This window comes from Pantoea sp. X-Soil-ISGK-421 (assembly GCF_059730785.1).
The window spans coordinates 1,618,946-1,636,347 of record NZ_AP035979.1 but is presented as its reverse complement, the minus strand read 5'-3'; the positions used below and the strand labels follow the sequence as shown (position 1 = coordinate 1,636,347).

The following is a 17,402-nucleotide window of genomic DNA, read 5'->3' as shown; positions in this document are numbered from 1 at the left end:
ATGACGTGGTTACAACGTTTACGCCCTTTTTCACTCCGCGCCCGTTTTTTGCTGGCGACAGCGGCGATCGTGCTGTTTCTGTCGCTCTCCTACGGCATGGTGGCCGTGGTTGGCTACGTAGTCAGCTTCGATAAAAATACTTATCGCGTGATGCGCGGCGAGAGCAATCTGTTCTTCACGCTAGCACAGTGGCACGACAATCAACTCACCATCGGCCAGCCGGAGCGCATGACGCTCAATTTCCCCACCTTGGTATTTATTTACGATGAGCACGGTAAGCTGCTGTGGCAACAGCGTGACGTGCCGGACATCCGAACCAAGATTCATCGCGAATGGCTGCTCAAACCTGATTTTTACGAAATCGACACCAGCACGCGTACCAGCATGGCGGCGATGGGAAATAACACGCAAGCGAAAGAGCGGCTGCATGCTCTGGATAGCGACAGCAACGATACCTTTACCCACTCGGTGGCGGTTAACCGTTACGATGCCACGACCAACTTACCCGCGCTGACCATCGTGGTGGTCGATTCGATTCCACAAGAGCTACAGCACTCTGATGTGGTGTGGTCGTGGTTTAGCTATGTGTTGGCGGCCAATCTGTTGCTGGTGATTCCGCTGCTGTGGCTGGCGGCGCACTGGAGTTTGCGTCCGATTGGCGATCTTACTTCGCAGGTGCGCGAGCTGGAAACCGGGCAGCGCGAGAATCTCAATGATAATCCGCCGCAAGAGCTCCGTAGCCTGGTGCGCAATCTTAACCTGCTGCTGACTAACGAACGCCAGCGCTATACGCGCTATCGCACTACCCTTTCAGATGTCACCCACAGCCTGAAAACGCCGCTGGCAGTGCTCCAAAGTACGCTGCGTTCCGTACGCAATGGCAAAGAGTTAACCATTGAAGAGGCCGAACCGGTGATGCTGGAGCAGATCAGCCGCATCTCGCAGCAAATTGGCTATTACCTGCATCGGGCCAGCATGCAGGCCGATCACAATCCGCTTCAGCGTGATTTGCATTCGGTCTCGGCGTTACTTGATAGCCTGTGTTCTGCCTTGAACAAGGTCTACCAGCGCAAAGGCGTGGCGATTACGCTGGATATCTCGCCAGAGCTCACCTTTATCGGCGACAAAAATGATTTTATGGAAGTGCTGGGTAACGTACTGGATAACGCCTGCAAATACTGCCTCGAATTCATTGAAGTCACCGCGCGCCAAACCGACAAAACGCTGCATCTGTTTATCGATGACGACGGGCCTGGTATTCCGGAAAACAAACGCGACCTGATCTTCGTGCGCGGTCAGCGCGCTGACACGTTGCGCCCAGGCCAGGGATTAGGTTTAGCCGTGGTGCGCGACATCCTCGAACAGTATGCCGGTCAGGTGATCGCCACGACCAGCCCGCTCGGTGGCGCGCGCATGGAAGTCATTTTTCAGCGACAGGAAGTCGAGCATCACCGCGAGTAGAATGGGACGCGGGCTGTTATACTTGCCATCATTCTTTGCAGCAAACGGACGCCTTATATGGACTATCAGCTCGACATCAACTGGCCCGACTTTATTCAGCGCTACTGGCAGAAACGCCCGGTGGTGCTTAAACGGGGTTTTAAAAACTTCGTCGACCCTATTTCTCCAGACGAGCTAGCCGGTCTGGCAATGGAAAATGAGGTGGATAGTCGCCTTGTTAGCCATAACGAGGGCAAATGGCAGGTCAGCCACGGTCCGTTTGAGAGCTACGATCATCTCGGCGAAAGTAACTGGTCGCTGCTGGTGCAGGCGGTAAACCACTGGCATGAACCTTCTGCTGCGCTAATGCGCCCGTTCCGTTTCCTGCCCGACTGGCGCGTTGACGATCTGATGATCTCCTTTGCCGTTCCCGGCGGCGGCGTGGGCCCGCATTTTGATCAATACGATGTGTTTATCATTCAGGGCACTGGCCGTCGTCGCTGGCGCGTGGGTGAAAAAGTGCCGTTGAAGCAGCACTGCCCGCACCCGGATCTGCTGCAAGTGGAGCCTTTCGACGCCATTATTGATGAAGAGATGGAGCCCGGCGATATTCTTTATATTCCGCCTGGATTCCCGCATGAAGGCTATTCGCTGGAAAACGCCATCAACTATTCGGTCGGTTTCCGCGCGCCAAATGGTCGCGAGTTGATCAGCGGTTTTGCCGATCACATGCTGGCTAACGAATTGGGCAGCTATCGCTACAGCGATCCGGATGTGCCATCGCGTGATTGCCCATCGCAAATCCTGCCGTCGGAACTGGAAGGTATCCGTCAAGTGATGATGGATGTGATTAACCAGCCGGAGCAGTTTAATCAGTGGTTTGGCGAATTCATTTCCCAGTCGCGTCACGAACTGGACGTCGCCCCGCCGGAGCCGCCTTATCAGCCGGATGAAATCTATGATGCGTTACAGCAAGGTGATGCGCTAACGCGACTCGGCGGCCTGCGCGTGTTGACCATCGGCGATGTGGTGTTTGTCAACGGTGAATCCGTCACCTGCAGCCATCCGCATGTGCTGGCAGCATTGGCGCATAATCACGTGCTGACGCTGGAAGATTTCGGGGATGCGCTGGACGATCCTTCACTGCTGGCGCAGCTGGCAGCGTTGGTAAATAGCGGGTATTGGTTCTTCGGCGAGTAAGCTACTTTTCGGCCGCCATGAATGGCGGCCCTGCGTTGTAAGGTGCGCATTTATGCGCACCGGTTACTGTCACTTCTTCTGCCCCGCCAGCTCAGCCAAACGCACAATTACCTCCACCGACTGCGCCATCACATTGAGTGAGGCGAACTCGTGCTTGCCGTGATAGTTGTAGCCACCGGTGAACAAGTTCGGGCAAGGCAATCCTTTCCACGATAGCGCAGAGCCATCGGTGCCACCGCGAATGGGTTTGACGTTCGGTTCAATGCCACAATCGCGCATCGCCTGCAGCGCCAGCTCAATAATGTGCGGGTGCGGTTCAACCTTCTCACGCATGTTACGATAGCTATCGCTGATCTCGACTTTTATCGAACACTCGCTTTGCAGCCCTTGGCTCACGCGCTGGCCAATCTCTTCCAGCAGTTGTTTACGCTGGGCATAGCTGTCGGCATCAAAATCACGGATCAGGTACATCAGCTCGGCATGCTCAACCGTCCCTTTGATGGTATGCAGATGGAAGAAACCTTCATAACCGTCGGTATACTGCGGCTTCTCTTTGGCTGGCAGTTCAGCGTGGAAGCGCATTGCCAAATCCAGCGCATTAACCATCACATTTTTGGCGCTGCCAGGATGCACGTTGTTGCCGGTGATTTTAACCATCGCGGTGGCAGCGTTAAAATTCTCGAACTCAAATTCGCCGAGATCGCTGCCATCGACGGTGTAAGCCCAATCGGCAGCGAAACCTTCGACATCGAAGTGCGACGCACCGCGGCCAATCTCTTCATCCGGCGTAAAGGCCACGCGAATCGCCCCGTGCGGCGTATCACTGGTTGCCAGACGCGCCATCGCGGTCATGATCTCGGCGATACCGGCTTTGTCATCGGCACCCAGCAGGGTTTTGCCATCGGTGGTGATCAACGTATGACCAATGAGCTTATGCAGGATCGGGAACATCACCGGCGACAGAATTTCATCGCCGTTGCCGAGGGCGATATCGCCACCACGGTAGTTTTCGATAATCTGCGGATTGACGTTTTTGGCGGTGAAATCCGGAGACGTGTCCATATGCGAAATAAAGCCGATCACCGGCGTAGCCCAATCGACGTTTGCCGGTAAAGTACCCATTACGCAGCAATGATCGCTCAGAGAAACATCAACAAAGCCTAGCGCGATGAGTTCTTCCTGTAATTGACGCGCCAGCGCCCACTGCCCTTCACTGCTTGGCACCTGTCGTGCCTGAGGTTTTGACTGAGTTTCTACTGCGACATAACTGAGAAAACGCTCAAGTAATTGATCCATCTGTCATCCCTCTAAAGAACCTGCGTCATTATCATGGTGGCCTACTGCCGCCATGTTGCGTCAAATCATTATCCTTCAGGTTAGCTCTCTCAACGGGAATTGCGTTGAAAATTCGCTCACTGTTGCCTGTCCGACTTTCCCGTTACGCATACTCCGGCATTTTTCGGAGTTTTCAAGGTAAATCCGTGGCAAAACATGGCATTGACACATTTTTGCGGTATCATCGCGCCCTTCATCACCGCAAGCCGTCAACCGCGGCTATGCTGTAACCTGATTCACCATCAGACTGAGTGACTAAAATGACGCAAACACGCGCTCCCGCGCTGGTTACGCTTTCTGGCATCAGTAAAGCTTTTGATGGCAAAACCATCATCTCCGACTTCGACCTGACCATCCGTCACGGCGAATTCATCACGCTGCTCGGCCCTTCCGGCTGCGGAAAAACCACCATTTTACGCCTGATTGCCGGACTGGAAGATGCCGATCGCGGTCACATCACTCTTGATGATAATGACATCACCGATCTGCCGGCCGAGCATCGCCACATCAACACCGTGTTTCAGAGCTATGCGCTGTTTCCGCATATGTCGGTGTTTGAAAATGTCGCTTTTGGCCTGCGTATGCAGAGAACGCCATCAGCGGAGATCATCACGCGCGTTAACGATGCGCTAGCGATGGTGCAGCTGGAGAGCTTTGCCGATCGGCGTCCGCATCAGCTTTCTGGCGGTCAGCAACAGCGCGTGGCCATTGCACGCGCGGTGGTCAACCGTCCGAAAGTACTGCTGCTGGATGAGTCGCTGTCGGCGCTGGATTACAAGCTGCGTCGTCAAATGCAAAACGAGCTAAAAGCGCTGCAGCGTAAGCTCGGCATTACCTTTGTCTTTGTTACTCACGATCAGGAAGAGGCGCTGACCATGTCCGATCGTATCGTGGTGATGCGCGATGGCCGCATCGAACAGGACGGCACACCGCGCGAAATCTACGAAGAGCCCGCCAACCTGTTTGTAGCGCGCTTTATTGGCGAGATTAACGTGTTCGATGCCGAGGTGCTAAACAGCGATCATGCGCCCACCATCCGCGCCTGCGTGGAAGGCCGCGAATGTGAACTGCAGTGTGATTTTCCGGTGAGCGTGGGCGATAAGCTACATGTGCTGCTGCGTCCGGAAGATCTGCGCGTGGAAGAGATCGATCACGACAGCCGCAGCGATAATCTGATCGGCTATGTGCGCGAGCGCAACTATAAAGGCATGACGCTGGAATCTACCGTTGAGCTGGAGAACGGCAAGTTGCTGACGGTGAGCGAATTCTTCAACGAAGACGATCCCGATTTTGACCACTCGCTGAACCAGAAGATGGCCGTCAGCTGGGTAGCAAACTGGGAGGTGGTGCTGCCGTATGAAGTTGATGCGTAACCGTCTGCAGAACGTCATTGTGCTGCTTATCGTCAGCTGGCTGACGCTGTTTGTGCTGCTGCCCAACATGATGATCTTCGCCACCAGCTTCCTGACGCGTGACGATGCGCATTTTGTCAGTATGGCCTTCACCCTCAACAACTACACGCGGCTGCTCGATCCGCTTTACGCCGATGTGCTGCTGCATTCGCTGAATATGGCGTTTATCGCCACGCTCTGTTGCCTGCTGCTCGGTTATCCGTTTGCCTGGTGTTTGACTAAGCTGCCCGCGCGTCTGCGTCCGCTGATGCTGTTCCTGCTGATTGTGCCGTTCTGGACCAACTCGCTAATCCGCATCTACGGATTGAAAATTTTCCTCAGCACGCGCGGCTGGCTAAATGAATTTTTGCTGTGGATCGGCGTAATCGACAAACCGTTTCGCATTATGTACACCTCAGAAGCGGTGATTCTGGGGCTGATCTACATTCTGTTGCCGTTTATGGTGCTGCCCCTCTACTCCAGCCTGGAAAAGCTGGATAAATCCTGCCTCGAAGCGGCACGCGATCTTGGCGCGAATAAAGTGAAAACTTTCTGGCGCATCATTTTGCCGCTGACCATGCCGGGCATTGTCGCCGGGTGTCTGCTGGTGTTTATCCCGGCGATGGGCTTGTTCTTCGTGGCGGATTTACTGGGGGGCGCAAAAAATTTGTTGATTGGTAACGTCATTAAGAGCCAGTTCCTTAATATCCGTGATTGGCCGTTCGGTGCCGCCACCAGTATTGTGATGACGCTGCTGATGGGGCTGATGCTGCTGGCTTACTGGCGTGCGGCGCGTATGCTGAACAGCAAGGTGGAGCTGCAATGATGGCGCGTTGGTTACGCAGCGGCTTCATGACCGTGATTTATGCCTGGTTTTATATCCCGATCATCATTTTAATCGTCAACTCCTTCAACAGTTCGCGCTTCGGCATTAACTGGCAGGGCTTCAGCACGCAGTGGTATCGCCTGTTGATGAATAACGACAGCTTGATTCAGGCGGCACAACATTCGCTGCTGATGGGCGTACTCTCCGCCAGCTGCGCCACCCTTATCGGCTCGCTGACCGCTGTCGCCCTGTATCGCTATCGTTTCCGCGGCAAACCGTTCGTCAGCGGCATGCTGTTTGTGGTGATGATGTCGCCGGATATCGTGATGGCAATTTCACTGCTGGTGCTGTTTATGCTGCTGGGCATTTCGCTCGGCTTCTGGTCGCTGCTGTTTTCACACATCACCTTCTGCCTGCCGTTTGTGGTAATTACCGTCTATTCGCGCCTAAAAGGGTTTGATGTACGCATGCTGGAAGCCGCCAAAGATCTCGGTGCCAGCGAAGTCACCATATTACGCAAGATTCTGCTGCCGCTGGCGCTACCGGCCGTCGCAGCGGGTTGGCTGTTAAGCTTTACGCTGTCGATGGACGATGTGGTGGTTTCGTCGTTCGTCACCGGGCCGAGCTTTGAAATCTTGCCATTAAAAATTTATTCGATGGTTAAAGTTGGCGTATCACCCGAAGTGAATGCGCTGGCGACAATTTTGCTGCTGCTGTCGCTGCTGTTGGTGGCGCTCAGTCAGCTGCTGCTCCGTGATAAAACCAATTAGAGGATAATCGATGAAAAAATGGTCTCATTGGCTGGCGGCTGGGGCGCTGGCATTGGGCATGCAGAGCGCGCAGGCAGATGACAGCAAAACGCTCTATTTCTATAACTGGACCGAATATGTGCCACCGGGGCTGCTGGAGCAGTTCACCAAAGAGACCGGCATTAAGGTGATTTACTCTACCTACGAATCCAATGAAAGCATGTATGCCAAGCTGAAGACCTGGAAAGATGGCGCCTATGATTTGGTGGTGCCTTCAACCTACTTCGTCGCCAAAATGCGCAATGAAGGCATGCTGCAAAAGATTGATAAATCTCAGCTCAGCAACTTCAAAAACCTTGATCCTAATCTGCTGAATAAGCCGTTTGATCCTAACAACGATTACTCGATTCCCTATATCTGGGGTGCAACGGCAATTGGGATCAACACCGATGAAGTGGATGCAAATAGCATCACCCGCTGGGCCGATTTGTGGAAGCCGGAGTATAAGCAAAGCCTGCTGCTGACCGACGATGCACGAGAAGTGTTCCAGATGGCGCTGCGCAAGTTGGGCTATTCGGGCAATACCCGCGATCCAAAACAGATCGACGCTGCCTACGAAGAGTTGAGAAAGCTGATGCCGAACGTGCTGGCGTTCAACTCCGATAACCCGGGCAACCCGTTTATGGAAGGCGAAGTGAACGTTGGCATGATCTGGAACGGTTCGGCGTATGTTGCACGCCAGGCGGGCACGCCGCTGCAGATTGTCTGGCCGCAGGAAGGCGGGATTTTCTGGATGGATAATCTGGCGATTCCGGCTAACGCGAAAAACCGTGAAGGCGCGCTGAAGCTGATTAACTTCCTGCTGCGCCCGGCAGTCGCAGCGCAAGTGGCGGAAACCATTGGTTATCCTACACCCAACCTGGCGGCGAAAAAGTTGTTGCCGCCGGAAGTAGCCAACGATCCTTCGCTTTATCCGTCAGCCGACGTGATTAAAAACGGCGAATGGCAGAATGATGTTGGTGATGCCAGCGTGCAGTATGAGACGCTGTTCCAGAAGTTGAAGGCGGGACGTTAATCACTTGTAAGGTCGCTATTCATGGCGACCTGGAATACCGGGTGCGCAAAAATGCGCACCCTATAATTTTCTCTACTTATACAACCCACGCAAGAATGTATGCACAAACTCCGGCACCACTTCGCTGGCTAAGCCGTAATGACGCTCGGCAAACTCATTGCCGACCTGGCTCGGTTCCAGATTCAGTTCCACGGTATGCGCGCCCTGCAGTTTCGCCTCATGGACAAACCCAGCGGCGGGATAGACATGGCCAGACGTGCCAACGGCGATAAACAGATTCGCCTGCTCAATCGCCTGATAAATCTCTTCCATCCCCAGCGGCATTTCACCAAACCATACGATGTGCGGACGCAACATTGCCGGGAACTGGCAGCAGGTGCAGCGATCGTCCGGCGTTAAATCTTCGGTCCAGTCCAGCACTTGTCCGCTGTTCACACAACGCACCTTCAGCAGCTCACCGTGCATATGCAGCACGCGTTGGCTGCCGGCACGTTCGTGCAGGTTATCGATATTCTGCGTCACCAACAGGAAATTATCGCCCAGCACCTGCTCCAGTTCTGCCAGCGCTTTGTGCGCAGCGTTAGGCTGAATCTCTGACTGCTGCAGCTGTTGACGGCGCGCATTGTAGAACGCCTGCACCAGCGCAGGATCGCGCTGAAAACCTTCCGGCGTGGCGACATCTTCCACGCGGTGCTCTTCCCACAAGCCATCGGCGGCACGGAAAGTGCGAATCCCCGACTCGGCGGAAATACCCGCGCCAGTCAGCACTACCACGCGCGGTTGCGGATGCGCAGCCAGTTCAGCTTTGCGATCGCGCTCGAAGATGCGTTGGCGAAAGCGCTGATGCACCTTGCGGCGGTTTTTTTTGTCGCGGGCGAGTCGTAGGCGGCGGCGCGGTATGCGCATAAAAGCTCCTTATCTGCGGCGTTTATCGCCGCGCTTCGGGTATTTTTCGGGCCAATCTGCCCGATAATAGCAGCCGCACGGCGGCTGCGTTTTATCTTTACTGACCGCTGAGCACGCGGGCCGGATCGATACGGCTGGCGCGCCGTGCCGGATACCAGCTGGCAATCAGGCTCAGCACAATCGCGGTGCCCAGCACCGAAATCACATCAATCCAGTGCAGTTCAGACGGCAGAAAATCGATAAAGTAGATATCGCCCGCCAGCAGCTGATGGCCGGTAAGGTGCTCAAACACGCGCATCACCGGCGTGAGATTGAGCGCCACCAGCACGCCAACCACCACGCCGCTGACGCTGCCGAGCAGGCCAGCCAGCAAGCCGTACCAAATAAAGATGGCGCGAATCAGGCCGTCTTTAGCGCCCAGCGTGCGCAGCACCGCGATGTCGCTGCTCTTATCTTTTACCGCCATCACCAGCGTCGAAACGATGTTAAAGCAGGCCACACCAATCACCAGCACCATGGCTAAATACATAATGGCGCGAATCATCTGGATGTCACGGTACATGTAGCCGTAAGTGCCAATCCAGCTCTTGATATAGACGTAAGAGTGCGTCACTTCACCGGCGTCACGCACCAGCTTCTGCGCCTGGAACGGGTCGTTCATCTTCAGCGCAATACCGCTGACGCTGTCGCCCATATCCAGATACGTCTGCGCATCGGCCAGCGGCACCAGCGCCAGGCTGTGATCGAGCATGCCGCTCAGTTGCAGCACGCCGCTGACCTGCAGACGAATACGTTTCGGCTGCAGCAGTTTATTTTCGCCATCATTATTCGGAATCATGATGGTGATCCAATCGCCCTGTTTGACGTTAAGCGATTTGGCGATGCCGCCACCAAGGATGATCTGTTGTTTGCCGGCCGCGAACTGCGACCAGGCATCACCGGCGACAAAGCTCGGTAAGGCGCTAAGCCGCGATTCCTGCTGCGGATCGACGCCTTTTACCTGTAGCGCTTGCAGCTTCGCGCCACTCTCAATCAGCCCGGTAAAGTTGATGTACGGCGCAGCCGCGGCAATGCCGGAAACCTGTTCAATGGGGGCGATCATCGGTTGCCAGTGGCGGAACGGCTGATTAACCGGTTCGATTTCACCGTGTGGCACCACCGCCAGAATGCGGTTATTGAGCTCACGTTCAAAGCCGTTCATGGCGCTCAGGCCGATGATCAATACCGCCACGCCCAGCGCGATGCCAATGGTGGAAATGATGGAGATCAGCGAGACCATGCCACCACGCCGCCGTCCGCGGCTAAAACGCAGCCCGAGCAGCAGAGATAATGACGAAGCCATCAGATCACTCCCAGCGTCAGTTGGTCGCTCAGCTCACCGTCGCGCATCTCCATTTGACGGCTTAGGCGTTTCGCCAGTTGCAGATCGTGCGTCACCACCAGGAAGGCGGTGCCCTGTTTGACGTTCAGCTCGCCCAGCAGTTCAAAAATCGCGTCGGCGTTACGGGCATCGAGGTTACCGGTAGGTTCATCGGCCATCACCAGACGCGGACGATTTACCAGCGCGCGGGCAATCGCCACACGCTGACGTTCCCCACCCGACAACTCAGAAGGCCGATGCGCGGCACGCTTTTCCAGCCCAACCGCCGCCAGCATTTCACGTGCGCGGGATTCCGCTTCCGCTTTGCCAATTTTGCCTATCAGTAGCGGCATCGCGACGTTCTCCAGCGCGCTGAAGTCTGGCAGTAAATGGTGGAACTGATAGATAAAGCCCAGCTCGCGGTTACGCAGCTCTGCTTTGGCGGCTGACGACATGGCGTTCAGCGATTTGCCATCAAAAACCACATCGCCCGAGGTCGGTGCATCCAAACCGCCCAGCAGGTGCAACAAGGTACTTTTCCCTGAACCGGAGCTGCCGACAATCGCCGTCAGTTCACCCGGCTGCAGACTGAAAGCGACATTGCGCAGTACATCGGTCTGCACGCTGCCTTCCTGATAGCGTTTGCACAGGTCACGACACTGCAACAAAGGAGTATTACTCATAACGTAAAGCCTCAGCGGGTTGGACGGCAGCAGCGCGCCACGACGGATAAAGGGTAGACAGCAGCGCGACGGCCATCGAGACCAGCGCAATCGTGATCACCTGCAACACGTTGATGTCGACCGGCAGCGCCGCGCCATCAAGGAACAGGCCAATCACCGGCATCAAATTATTGAGCTGGCTGGCGAGCAGCACACCCAGCAGAGTGCCAAGCAGCGCGCCAATAATCCCGGCGCTGGCGCCCTGCACCATAAATACTGCGACAATCTGACGACGGGTTAATCCCAGCGTTTGCAGAATCGCCACTTCGCCCTGCTTTTCCATGATCAACAGGCCAAGCGAGGTAATGATATTAAAGGCCGCTACCGCGATGATTAGGCTCAGCAGAAGGCCCATCATGTTTTTCTCCATGCGCACCGCCTGGAACAGATCGCCTTTACGCTCACGCCAGTCTTTCCACGTCAGGCCATCTGGCAGCTTTTGCTGGCTGAGCGCATCAACGCTCAACGGCTTATCCAGCCATAAACGCCAGCCGGTGATATTGCCGAGCGGGTATCGCATCACGCGTGACGCATCTTGCTGGTTGACCAGAATCTGATAGCCATCAACTTCGCTGTTTGCCGCATAAGTGCCCGCCACGGTGAAAATACGCTGACTCGGCAAACGCCCCACCGGCGTGAACTGACTGACCGACGGCACCATTAAACGCAGTTGATCGCCGCGCTTTACGCCGAGCTGCGCGGCAAGTTGTTCACCGAGGATGACGTTATATTGGCCGGGTTGCAGCACGCGTTGCTGCGTGTTAACGAGGAACGGCGTCAGCGGATCTGCTTCATCAGGATTGATGCCAAGCATCACGCCCACCGAAACGTTACGCGCGCTCTGCAATACCACATCCGCAGTAGTCAGCGGAGCCATGCGCTTGACGCCTTGCAGTTTGAGGCCCTCCGCCGGCAACGCTTTCGGGTCAATGCTGCCCTTGTCGCTGGTGACCAGCGCCTGCGGCATCAGGCCAAGGATATTCCCTTCCAGCTCGCGCTCGAAGCCGTTCATCACCGATAACACGGTGACCAGCGCCAATACGCCGAGCGTAATACCGATAGTAGAGAGCCAGGAGACGAAGCGACCAAAGCGGTCTGAGGCACGTCCACGCATGTAGCGCAAACCGATGAATAACGCGACTGGTTGATACATGAGATCCGTCTTGGCAGTTGCCTGAAAATAAGTAGTGGGATGATAAAGGAGGTGCCTGCTTTATGAAACCTCTAACCCTCTGAGTTAGCGGCAAAGTTGTGTCAAAAACCGTATCAGCCCAAGGTTATGCATAAATTTGCGACAAATTAATGATGTTATTTGTACGTTTATTGGTCATGGGCTGGCGTAGACTTATTGATGAAACACCGATGGCGACGAGGAGTACACCATGTTCAAGTTCCCCAAAAACAGTATTGTGAAACACAAATCGGGTGAAATCAGAGGCGAGATTGTCAACGTTTTTGAACAGGGAGATGCGCCAACCGGCTATTACGTGAAGTGGGACGACGGCAATCACAGTTACCATCTGGAGAAAGAGCTGTCATGGGCCAATGTTGATCGTCCACGGATGCACTACACACAGCAATCGAGTAAGTGATTTGTGGTCGCCATGAATGGCGTAATGCATGCCAGTTAAGAGATGAAGAACCCGATTGCCGAGCGTACACATTGTAGCGGCGCAATTCATTGCGCGATAAATCGCGCCGCTACGGAAAGTGCGGTGATTTGATGCGGCGCTTGCTATAGGCATTTCGCCATTAATGGCGACCCGACGCGTTTTGTAGGGGCGTCATTTATGGCGACCAGGCAGAAACTCCGAAACGACAGATGATCCTCAGGGCGGATTATGGAATGATGACGCCCTGTAATCCAAGGAGAGAATGTCGAGATCCCATGTCGGAACAGAGTCGTTATACCCTGCCAGTCAAAGCCGGCGACCATCGCCAGCTCGGCCAGTTAGTCGGCGCCGCGCAAGCGCTTGAGTGTGCCAGCATCACCGAACGCCACAGCGGTCCGGTGTTGATGATTACCCCGGATATGCAATCTGCCCTGCGCCTGCAGGAGGAGATACGCCAGTTCACCGATCTGCCGGTCACCCATCTCGCTGACTGGGAAACCCTGCCCTACGACAGCTTCTCGCCGCATCAGGACATCATCTCCGCTCGCCTCTCTACGCTGTATCAACTGCCCAATTTAACGCGTGGCATGCTGATTATGCCGGTCAACACGCTCATGCAGCGCGTCTGTCCGCACAGCTTCCTGCACGGCCATGCGCTGGTGATGCAGCAAGGGCAAAAACTGTCGCGCGATGCGCTGCGCGATCAGCTGGAGCAGGCCGGTTATCGCCACGTTGATCAGGTGATGGAGCACGGCGAATACGCCACGCGCGGCGCGTTGCTCGATCTCTTCCCAATGGGCAGCGATCAGCCCTATCGCATTGACTTCTTTGATGACGAAATTGATAGCCTGCGTCTGTTTGATGTTGATACCCAGCGCACGCTGGAAGCGGTCAATGCCATCAACCTGCTGCCGGCGCATGAATTCCCGACCGATAAGGCCGCCATCGAGCTGTTCCGCAGCCGCTGGCGCGAAACCTTTGATGTGCGTCGTGAACCGGAGCATGTCTATCAACAGGTGAGCAAAGGCACACTGCCCGCCGGGATCGAATATTGGCAGCCGCTGTTCTTCGAGCAGGAACTGCCGACGCTGTTCAGCTACCTGCCGGGTAATACGCTGCTGCTCAACAGCGGCGATTTGCTGGCTAGCGCCGAGCGCTTCTGGCTTGATGCCAACGCGCGCTTTGAGAATCGCCGTATCGATCCGATGCGTCCCTTGCTGGAGCCGGTCACGCTGTGGCTGCGTCCCGATGCGCTGCTGAGCGAACTAAAAGCCTGGCCGCGTATGCAACTCAGCAGCGAGACGCTGCCGGAGAAAGCGGCGAACACCAACCTGGGTTATCAGCCGCTGCCGGAATTAACGGTGCAGGCGCAGGCCAAAGCGCCGCTCGATCTGCTGCGTCAATTCCTCGAACAATTCAGCGGTCAGGTGATTTTCTCGGTAGAGAGTGAAGGCCGCCGCGAAAGCCTGCAAGAACTGTTGACGCGCATCAAATTGCGTCTGCACGCTATCGATCACGTTGATCAAGCCGCCGATCAGCCGCACAGCTTGATGATTGGCGCCAGCGAGCGTGGCTTTATCGATACGCAACGCCATCTGGCATTGATCTGCGAAAGCGATCTGCTCGGCGAGCGCGTGAGTCGTCGGCGCCAGGATAATCGTCGCACCATCAATCCCGATGTGCTGATCCGCAACCTTGCCGAGCTGCATCCCGGCCAGCCGGTAGTGCATCTTGAGCACGGCGTTGGGCGTTATATTGGTCTGACCACGCTTGAAGCTGGCGGCATCGTCGCCGAATACCTGATGCTCTCCTATGCTGGCGACGCCAAGCTGTACGTGCCGGTTTCGTCGCTGCATCTGATTAGCCGCTATGCCGGCGGTGCGGATGAGAATGCGCCGCTGCATAAACTCGGCAGTGATGCCTGGTCACGCGCGCGGCAAAAAGCGGCCGAGAAAGTGCGCGACGTGGCGGCGGAGCTGCTGGATATCTACGCCCAACGCGCGGCCAAAACCGGCTTCGCCTTTAAGCACGATCGCGATCAGTATCAGTTGTTCTGTGAAGGTTTCCCGTTTGAAACTACGCCGGATCAAGGTCAGGCAATCAATGCGGTATTGAGCGACATGTGTCAGCCGCTGGCGATGGATCGCCTGGTGTGCGGTGACGTGGGCTTTGGTAAAACCGAAGTGGCAATGCGCGCCGCCTTCCTGGCGGTTGAGAACGCCAAACAGGTCGCGGTGCTGGTGCCGACCACGCTGCTGGCGCAGCAGCATTACGACAACTTCCGCGATCGTTTCGCTAACTGGCCGGTGCGCATTGAGATGCTGTCGCGCTTCCGTACCGCGAAAGAACAAACTCAGGTGCTGGAGCAGGCGCGCGAAGGCAAAGTCGATATTCTGATCGGCACGCATAAGCTGCTGTCGAACGATCTGAAATGGCACGATCTTGGCCTACTGATCGTGGATGAAGAGCATCGCTTTGGCGTGCGTCACAAAGAGCGTATCAAGGCGATGCGCGCCGATGTGGATATCCTGACGCTCACCGCTACGCCAATTCCGCGTACCCTGAATATGGCGATGAGCGGTATGCGCGATCTGTCGATTATTGCCACGCCACCGGCACGACGCATGGCGGTGAAAACCTTTGTGCGTGAGTACGATAGTCTGGTGGTGCGCGAGGCGATTCTGCGTGAAGTGCTGCGCGGCGGCCAGGTTTACTATCTCTATAATGACGTGGAGAACATCGAGAAAGCGGCGCAGCGGCTGGCCGATCTGGTACCGGAAGCGCGTATTGCCATTGGGCATGGTCAGATGCGCGAGCGCGATTTGGAGCGGGTGATGAATGATTTTCACCATCAGCGCTTTAACGTGCTGGTGTGTACCACCATCATCGAAACCGGTATCGACGTACCCAGCGCCAACACCATTATCATCGAACGCGCCGACCACTTTGGTCTGGCCCAGCTGCATCAGCTGCGTGGCCGCGTAGGACGTTCGCACCATCAGGCCTATGCGTGGCTGCTGACGCCGCATCCAAAAGCCATGACCACCGATGCGCAGAAGCGTCTGGAAGCGATCGCTTCGCTGGAAGATTTAGGTGCCGGTTTTGCACTGGCGACGCACGATCTGGAGATTCGCGGTGCCGGTGAACTGCTCGGCGAAGATCAGAGCGGCCAGATGGAAACCATCGGCTTCACATTGTATATGGAGCTGCTGGAGAACGCGGTCGATGCGCTGAAAGCAGGCCGCGAGCCGTCGCTGGAAGATCTTACCAGCAATCAAACCGAAATCGAATTGCGTATGCCTGCCCTGCTACCGGATGATTTTATTCCGGATGTAAACACCCGTTTGTCGCTCTACAAGCGCGTAGCCAGCGCGGCGGATGCGCAGGATCTGGCGGAGTTGAAGGTCGAGATGATCGACCGCTTCGGTAAACTGCCGGATGCTGCGCGTAATCTGCTGGATATCGCCGGGTTGCGCTTAGTGGCGCGCGAGTTGGGGATCCGTAAGATTGAAGCCAGCGATAAAGGCGGTTTCTTTGAGTTTGCGCCGCAGAATCAGGTCGATCCGGGTTGGCTGATTGGGCTGCTGCAGAAAGATCCCCAACAGTGGAAGCTGGATGGTCCAACCCGTCTGAGATTTACCCGTGAAATGGCCGACCGAAAAATTCGTATGGAATGGGTGCAGGGATTTGTCAGCGAACTGGCGAAAAAACGGGTTTAATGCCGTAGGGTCGCCATACATGGCGTAATGCTCGTCAGTTAAGCATGCGCTGAGCTGTGCACTGACACCGCAGAGGTTCCGCCCGCTAGGCATCCGGCAGTTTCAGAACGCGTCAAGCAGGCGGCCGGGCTAAGGTCCGAAGGCGCGGACCTTAGCAATCCGCGCCTGCGCCGTCCTCGCTGTTCCCTCGCTTATCCCTCCGGCCTGACGGACCGCGCGGATTCGCCATCCCTGGCTCATGCCGCGCTTTCGCCGACGTCGTGTCGGCTCATCCGGGCCGTCGCTCTGCGCTCGGCGCTGCGGATGGCGCCCAACACCGCTGCCTGTGAATGCAATATCTGGTCTGAAATTTCGTTGGCTGAAGGTTTAAGCAAACCTGGTCGCCATGTATGGCGGACCGACGAAAAAAGCGCCTTGCGGCGCTTTTACGTTACGGCTGCTGTGATGCATCTTTGCCCAATTAGGCCTGATTCGAATTGAGTATTAGCTGACCATTTCGGTCGAGTGGAATGCGGGTGCCAGGGTCGTTTTCCATGCGGATTTTGCCCTGCTGGTCGCCTATTTTATAGGTCACATCATAACCCAGCATTTTTTCCTGTTTATCGTATACCGTTTTGCAACGTTGCTCGTTGGTGGTGTATGTATCGCGATCCTGCAACGCACCTTGCACCTGATTACCGCCGTAACCACCAGCCAGCGCACCCGCTACTGTAGCGACATCGCGTCCGCGTCCGCCACCAAACTGATGGCCCAACACGCCGCCTGCTACCGCGCCCAGCACCGAACCGGCAATACGATTCTCATCCTGTACCGCACGACGATGGGTTAAGGTCACGTTGCGACACTCCTGTCGCGGCTGTTTGATGCTCTCTTTGATCGGTGTTGCCGACAAGACTTGTGCAAACTGCGGGCCGCGATCGAAAACATCCATGCTGGCGACTGCGGCAACACCTAACGCTGCTGCTACGCCGATACCGATACCCGCTAACATTGATTTATTCACAGGAATGTCCTCCTGAAGGTTGTTACCGCGCATTCCTGCCGCTACGAAATCCTGTGTAGCCGA

The 17,402-nt window shown here is 55.8% G+C and carries 14 protein-coding genes; 8 read left to right on the top strand and 6 right to left on the bottom strand.

Features of this window, described 5'->3' with window-relative positions:
• Both phoQ and AC6I8K_RS07605 read left to right on the top strand, forming a co-directional pair.
• Complete coding sequence (gene phoQ, locus AC6I8K_RS07610; RefSeq protein ID WP_483817194.1) at positions 1-1,461, top strand: two-component system sensor histidine kinase PhoQ; 1,461 nt, start codon at positions 1-3, stop codon at positions 1,459-1,461.
• A 57-nt stretch (positions 1,462-1,518) separates the two neighbouring features.
• Positions 1,519-2,640: a ribosomal protein uL16 3-hydroxylase gene (locus AC6I8K_RS07605; protein WP_064740906.1), complete on the top strand. Its 1,122-nt coding sequence runs from the start codon at positions 1,519-1,521 to the stop codon at positions 2,638-2,640.
• A 69-nt stretch (positions 2,641-2,709) separates the two neighbouring features.
• On the opposite strand, the gene pepT is transcribed toward AC6I8K_RS07605, so the two are convergent.
• Positions 2,710-3,936, bottom strand: coding sequence for a peptidase T (gene pepT / locus AC6I8K_RS07600; protein ID WP_064740905.1), 1,227 nt, complete (start codon positions 3,934-3,936; stop codon positions 2,710-2,712).
• Positions 3,937-4,235: 299 nt separating this feature from the next.
• Here pepT and potA point away from each other — a divergent pair, with 299 nt between their 5' ends.
• Genes potA through potD form a run of 4 tightly spaced genes read left to right on the top strand, consistent with a single transcriptional unit; the run spans position 4,236 to position 8,016 of the window.
• Positions 4,236-5,348 carry a spermidine/putrescine ABC transporter ATP-binding protein PotA gene (gene potA, locus AC6I8K_RS07595; protein ID WP_483817193.1) on the top strand — a complete coding sequence of 371 codons (1,113 nt, stop codon included), beginning with the start codon at positions 4,236-4,238 and terminating at the stop codon, positions 5,346-5,348.
• On the top strand, positions 5,332-6,192 hold the full coding sequence (gene potB, locus AC6I8K_RS07590; RefSeq protein WP_483817192.1) for a spermidine/putrescine ABC transporter permease PotB: 861 nt from the start codon (positions 5,332-5,334) through the stop codon (positions 6,190-6,192). The genes potA and potB overlap by 17 nt, the downstream gene beginning before the upstream one ends.
• The gene (gene potC, locus AC6I8K_RS07585) at positions 6,189-6,962 is read left to right on the top strand and encodes a spermidine/putrescine ABC transporter permease PotC (RefSeq protein ID WP_497826470.1); all 774 of its coding nucleotides are present in this window, start codon (positions 6,189-6,191) and stop codon (positions 6,960-6,962) included. Before potB ends, potC begins: the two co-directional genes overlap by 4 nt.
• 10 nt (positions 6,963-6,972) lie before the next feature.
• Positions 6,973-8,016, top strand: coding sequence for a spermidine/putrescine ABC transporter substrate-binding protein PotD (gene potD, locus AC6I8K_RS07580; RefSeq protein ID WP_497826469.1), 1,044 nt, complete (start codon positions 6,973-6,975; stop codon positions 8,014-8,016).
• Positions 8,017-8,088: 72 nt separating this feature from the next.
• Here potD and cobB read toward each other — a convergent pair whose 3' ends face one another.
• The 4 genes from cobB to lolC all read right to left on the bottom strand — a co-directional run bounded on the left by cobB (position 8,089) and on the right by lolC (position 12,157).
• Positions 8,089-8,922, bottom strand: a complete 834-nt coding sequence (gene cobB, locus AC6I8K_RS07575; protein WP_064740900.1) for a Sir2 family NAD+-dependent deacetylase — start codon at positions 8,920-8,922, stop codon at positions 8,089-8,091.
• A gap of 97 nt (positions 8,923-9,019) precedes the next feature.
• Positions 9,020-10,264, bottom strand: coding sequence for a lipoprotein-releasing ABC transporter permease subunit LolE (lolE, locus tag AC6I8K_RS07570; protein WP_064740899.1), 1,245 nt, complete (start codon positions 10,262-10,264; stop codon positions 9,020-9,022).
• On the bottom strand, positions 10,264-10,965 hold the full coding sequence (lolD, locus tag AC6I8K_RS07565) for a lipoprotein-releasing ABC transporter ATP-binding protein LolD (protein WP_064740898.1): 702 nt from the start codon (positions 10,963-10,965) through the stop codon (positions 10,264-10,266). Before lolD ends, lolE begins: the two co-directional genes overlap by 1 nt.
• Positions 10,958-12,157, bottom strand: coding sequence for a lipoprotein-releasing ABC transporter permease subunit LolC (gene lolC, locus AC6I8K_RS07560; RefSeq protein WP_483817190.1), 1,200 nt, complete (start codon positions 12,155-12,157; stop codon positions 10,958-10,960). The genes lolD and lolC overlap by 8 nt, the downstream gene beginning before the upstream one ends.
• Positions 12,158-12,386: 229 nt before the next feature.
• Between lolC and AC6I8K_RS07555 the strand changes: the two genes are divergently transcribed.
• Both AC6I8K_RS07555 and mfd read left to right on the top strand, forming a co-directional pair.
• Positions 12,387-12,596: a hypothetical protein gene (locus tag AC6I8K_RS07555; protein WP_064740896.1), complete on the top strand. Its 210-nt coding sequence runs from the start codon at positions 12,387-12,389 to the stop codon at positions 12,594-12,596.
• 296 nt (positions 12,597-12,892) lie between these two features.
• Complete coding sequence (gene mfd, locus AC6I8K_RS07550) at positions 12,893-16,336, top strand: transcription-repair coupling factor (protein ID WP_497826468.1); 3,444 nt, start codon at positions 12,893-12,895, stop codon at positions 16,334-16,336.
• A gap of 460 nt (positions 16,337-16,796) precedes the next feature.
• Here mfd and AC6I8K_RS07545 read toward each other — a convergent pair whose 3' ends face one another.
• On the bottom strand, positions 16,797-17,339 hold the full coding sequence (locus AC6I8K_RS07545) for a glycine zipper 2TM domain-containing protein (RefSeq protein ID WP_007885735.1): 543 nt from the start codon (positions 17,337-17,339) through the stop codon (positions 16,797-16,799).
• Positions 17,340-17,402: the final 63 nt, after the last annotated feature.